This is a genomic window from Mycobacterium sp. (genome assembly GCF_035653355.1).
GTDB lineage: Bacteria > Actinomycetota > Actinomycetes > Mycobacteriales > Mycobacteriaceae > Mycobacterium.
The window spans coordinates 1-4095 of sequence record NZ_DASRBZ010000096.1 but is presented as its reverse complement, the minus strand read 5'-3'; the positions used below and the strand labels follow the sequence as shown (position 1 = coordinate 4095).

General features: G+C 67.6%; 6 protein-coding genes. 5 read left to right on the top strand and 1 reads right to left on the bottom strand.

The window, feature by feature from the left end; all coding sequences use genetic code 11:
• Positions 1–80: 80 nt before the first annotated feature.
• Positions 81–1337 carry a nicotinate phosphoribosyltransferase gene (locus VFA16_RS03075; protein WP_414687624.1) on the bottom strand — a complete coding sequence of 419 codons (1257 nt, stop codon included), beginning with the start codon at positions 1335–1337 and terminating at the stop codon, positions 81–83.
• Positions 1338–1435: 98 nt separating this feature from the next.
• On the opposite strand from VFA16_RS03075, the gene clpS reads away from it, so the two are divergent.
• Genes clpS through VFA16_RS03050 form a run of 5 tightly spaced genes read left to right on the top strand, consistent with a single transcriptional unit; the run spans position 1436 to position 4094 of the window.
• The gene (gene clpS, locus VFA16_RS03070) at positions 1436–1738 is read left to right on the top strand and encodes an ATP-dependent Clp protease adapter ClpS (protein WP_324966401.1); all 303 of its coding nucleotides are present in this window, start codon (positions 1436–1438) and stop codon (positions 1736–1738) included.
• Between the two features lie 23 nt (positions 1739–1761).
• Positions 1762–2334: a DUF2017 domain-containing protein gene (locus tag VFA16_RS03065; protein WP_324966400.1), complete on the top strand. Its 573-nt coding sequence runs from the start codon at positions 1762–1764 to the stop codon at positions 2332–2334.
• Positions 2335–2350: 16 nt separating this feature from the next.
• On the top strand, positions 2351–3388 hold the full coding sequence (locus tag VFA16_RS03060) for a P1 family peptidase (protein WP_324966399.1): 1038 nt from the start codon (positions 2351–2353) through the stop codon (positions 3386–3388).
• 1 nt (position 3389) lies between these two features.
• Positions 3390–3803, top strand: coding sequence for a M67 family metallopeptidase (locus VFA16_RS03055; RefSeq protein WP_324966398.1), 414 nt, complete (start codon positions 3390–3392; stop codon positions 3801–3803).
• Between the two features lie 18 nt (positions 3804–3821).
• Positions 3822–4094 carry a MoaD/ThiS family protein gene (locus VFA16_RS03050; protein ID WP_324966397.1) on the top strand — a complete coding sequence of 91 codons (273 nt, stop codon included), beginning with the start codon at positions 3822–3824 and terminating at the stop codon, positions 4092–4094.
• Position 4095: the final 1 nt, after the last annotated feature.

The following is a 4095-nucleotide window of genomic DNA, read 5'->3' as shown; positions in this document are numbered from 1 at the left end:
CTGCCGCCAATCGCGGCCACCGCGGTGGCCAGCAGGTCGGACACGGACAGGTCGGGCGTGGCTACTCCTGCCGTCAGGTGTTAGGGGTGTCGGGCCGGGATCTGCGTCGTCGGGATCGCCGGTTCGCCGTGCGACAACATCAGACCCTCCCACGGCAGGCTGCGCAATCCGGATGCCACCAGATTTCGCGCGGCGGATATGTCCGTGTCGGCCACCACCTTGCCGCCTCGCACCAGTGGGACCGTCAATATCCGGCATGGCCCGGCGACGTCGGGGCGCTGGCCTGCGGGATGCACGACTTCCTCGGTGATCGTGCCCGTCGGGCGTGACAGCCGAAGGGCTTCCTTGTGGCCGCCCTGAGATTCTTTGTGGCTGCTGCGCTTCTGCACCGGTATCCCGTCCACCTCAACCAGCTTGTAGATCATGTTCGCTGTCGGCGCGCCCGACCCGGTGACCAGCGCGGTGCCGACACCGTAGCTGTCGACCGGCTCCGCGCCCAACGCGGCGATGGCGAACTCGTCGAGATCGCCGGACACGATGATCCGCGTCTGCGTCGCTCCCAGGCCGTCGAGCTGCTCGCGCACCTGGCGGGCCAGCACGCCCAGCTCGCCGGAGTCGATCCGGACCCCGCCGAGCGCGGGGCCGGCGGCAGCCACCGCATTGGCCACGCCGGTGGTGACGTCGTAGGTGTCCACCAGCAGTGTGGTGTCGGTGCCCAGCGCGTCGACTTGGGCGCGAAACGCGGCCAGCTCGTCGGGTCCGTCGGGGTGCGTGTGCAACAAGGTGAATGCGTGCGCGGCGGTGCCTTCCGCCGGCACGCCGTATTGGCGCTGGGCCTGCAGATTCGACGTTGCGGCGAAGCCGCCGATATAAGCCGCGCGCGCGGCGGCGACCGCGGCCTGCTCGTGGGTTCTTCGCGAGCCCATTTCGATCACCGGCCGCTCACGGGCCGCGCTGACCATGCGCGCGGCCGCTGATGCGATGGCACTGTCGTGGTTGAAAATCGACAGCGCCAGAGTTTCCAGCACGATGCATTCGGCGAAGCTGCCCGTTACCGAAAGCACCGGCGAACCAGGGAAATACAGCTCCCCCTCGGCGTAGCCGTCGATGTCGCCGCGAAATTCGTAGCGGCGCAGGTATTCCACTGTCTCGGGGTCGAGGAATTCGGCAAGCACCCTCAGCGCATCGTCGTCGAACCTGAAGCTCGGCAAGGCTTCCAGAAACCGGCCGGTTCCGGCGACCACCCCGTAGCGGCGGCCGTCAGGCAGCCGGCGGGCGAACAGCTCGAAGGTGGTTCGGCGATCTGCGGTACCGTCACGCAGCGCCGCCGCCAGCATGGTCAATTCGTATTTGTCGGTCAGCAGCCCAGCCCAGGCCGAGTCGTTCACACGGCAACGGTATCCGGTGCGCCGGGCCGGCTCGGTATCCTAGGGCCATGGTTGCGTCTGCGCCGACCAAGCCGGGAACCACCGGGCAACGCCACGTCGATCCGGTAGACGTCACGGCCAGTCCGTGGGTGACCATCGTGTGGGACGATCCGGTCAACCTGATGACCTACGTGACCTATGTCTTCCAGAAGCTGTTCGGCTACAGCGAGCCGCATGCCACCAAGCTGATGCTGCAAGTCCACAACGAAGGCAAGGCCGTGGTGTCGTCGGGCAGCCGTGAACAAATGGAAGTCGACGTGTCCAAACTGCATGCCGCCGGGTTGTGGGCGACCATGCAGCAGGACCGGTGACGGTCTTGGACTTCTAGGACGCTGTGCGCAAGTGGAAGCGGGTCGATACCGCGGATGGTCCCCGTTTTCGGTCCGCGTTGGCCCCGCATGAGGCGGCGCTGCTGAAGAGCCTGGGCGGCTCGCTGATCGCCATGCTCGATGAGCGCGAATCTTCTGCACCGCCAGACGAACTCGAGCAGATCACCGGGATGAAAACCGGCAACTCCCAGCCGCCGGAAGACGCCACGCTGCGGCGGCTGCTGCCCGAGTTCTCCAGGCCGGACGACGAGGATTCCGACGCGGCCGACAGTCTCAACGCCGCTTTGCGCAGCTTGCACGAACCGGAGATCATTGACGCCAAACGCGTTGCGGCCCAACAGCTGTTGGACACAGTTCCGGACGACGGCGGTCGGTTCGAGCTGACCGAGGACGCCGCCAACGCCTGGATCGCCGCGGTCAACGACATCCGGCTGGCGTTGGGCACCATGCTCGATATCAGCCCGGCCGGCCCGGAACGCCTGCCGGATGACCATCCGCTGGCTCCGCATCTCGACGTCTACCAATGGCTGACGGTCTTGCAGGAATACCTGGTGCTGGCATTGATGGGGCGCCGATGACCCTGATGGCGGTGCAATGAAGTCGATTACCGACGTCGGCGGCATCCTCGTCGGCCACTACCACCGGCTGGACCCTGACGCGGCGAGAGGCAGCGGTTGGGCGCGTGGCGTCACCGTCGTTGTGACACCGCCGGGCACGGTTGGTGCCGTCGACGCCCGCGGCGGGGCACCCGGCAGCCGCGAGACCGATTTGCTCGACCCCGCCAACAGCGTGCGCTACGTCGATGCGGTGCTGATCGCCGGCGGCAGCGCCTACGGCCTGGCGGCCGCCGACGGTGTCATGCGCTGGTTAGAGGAACGCGGCCGCGGCGTGGCACTGGCCGGTGGCGTGGTGCCCATCGTGCCGGGAGCGGTGATCTTCGATCTGGACGTCGGCGACTGGGCCTGCCGGCCGACCGCCGAGTTCGGGTACGCCGCCTGCGAGGCTGCCGGCGTCGACGTCGAGGTCGGCACGGTCGGCGCCGGCGTGGGAGCCTGTGCCGGCGTGCTCAAGGGCGGTGTCGGCACGGCCTCGACGACGCTGCCGTCCGGGGTGACGGTGGGGGCGCTGGTCGCTGTGAACTCCGCGGGCAATGTCATCGACCAGGGCACCGGGCTGCCGTGGATGGCCCAGCTGGCCGAGGACTTCGGGCTGACGCCGCCGCCGGCCGACCAACTCGCCGCGCTGGCGCAGCTGGAAAGCCCGTTGAGCTCGCTGAACACAGCGGTCGCGGTGGTCGCCACTGACGCCGCGCTGAGTCCGGCAGCTTGCCGGCAGGTTGCCAGTACCGCCCATGACGGACTGGCGCGCAGCATCCGGCCCGCGCATACCCCGGTGGACGGCGATATGGTGTTCGCGCTGGCCACCGGGGCGGTCGAGCTGGCGCCGCCCGTCGGTACGCCCGCGGCCTTTTCTCCGGAGACGGCGCTGGTGACCGCGGTGGGCTCCGCGGCAGCCGACTGCCTGGCCCGAGCCGTGCTGGTCGGCGTGGTTGCCGCCGAGTCGGTGGCCGGAATACCGACCTACCGGGGCACGTTGCCCGGAGCATTCGAGCGAAGGAGAGGAAATCGGTGACGTGCTGGTGATCCGATCCGATCTAGTGGACGCGATGGTCGCCCACGCGCGCGCCGATCACCCCGACGAAGCGTGCGGGGTACTCGCCGGACCGGAAGGCTCCGACCGTCCCGAGCGGCATATCGTGATGGTCAATGCGGAACGCTCGCCGACGTTCTACCGCTTCGACTCGCAAGAGCAACTCAAGGTCTGGCGCGAGATGGACGATGCAGGAGAAACGCCCGTCGTCATCTATCACTCGCACACCGCGACCGAGGCGTACCCCAGCCGGACCGACGTGAGCCTGGCCGCCGAGCCCGAAGCGCATTACGTGCTCGTGTCCACGCGCGACCCGGACCAACACGAGCTGCGCAGCTACCGCATCATCGACGGCGTCGTCACCGAAGAGCCCGTCAAGGTCGTCGAGCAATACTGAGAGCCCTGAAGGAAACCCATGAGCATCACTGTGTCCATCCCGACCATCCTGCGCCCCCACACTAAGGGGCAGAAACGCGTAGAAGCCAACGGCGACACGTTGCGTGCGGTCATCGACGATCTGGACGCCAACTATTCGGGGATCTCCGAACGGCTGGTCGACAACGGCAAGCTGCACCGGTTCGTCAATATCTATGTCAACGATGAAGACGTCCGGTTCTCCGGTGGCTTGGACACCGCAATCTCCGACGGCGACTCGATCACCATCCTGCCGGCCGTCGCCGGTGGTTAAG

What these genes read in the sequence shown, in the direction of transcription:
- VFA16_RS03075 (WP_414687624.1), bottom strand. Translation starts at nt 1,337, where the DNA reads ATGCTGGCGGCGGCGCTGCGTGACGGTACCGCAGATCGCCGAACCACC.
- clpS (WP_324966401.1), top strand. Translation starts at nt 1,436, where the DNA reads ATGGTTGCGTCTGCGCCGACCAAGCCGGGAACCACCGGGCAACGCCAC.
- VFA16_RS03060 (WP_324966399.1), top strand. Translation starts at nt 2,351, where the DNA reads ATGAAGTCGATTACCGACGTCGGCGGCATCCTCGTCGGCCACTACCAC.
- VFA16_RS03050 (WP_324966397.1), top strand. Translation starts at nt 3,822, where the DNA reads ATGAGCATCACTGTGTCCATCCCGACCATCCTGCGCCCCCACACTAAG.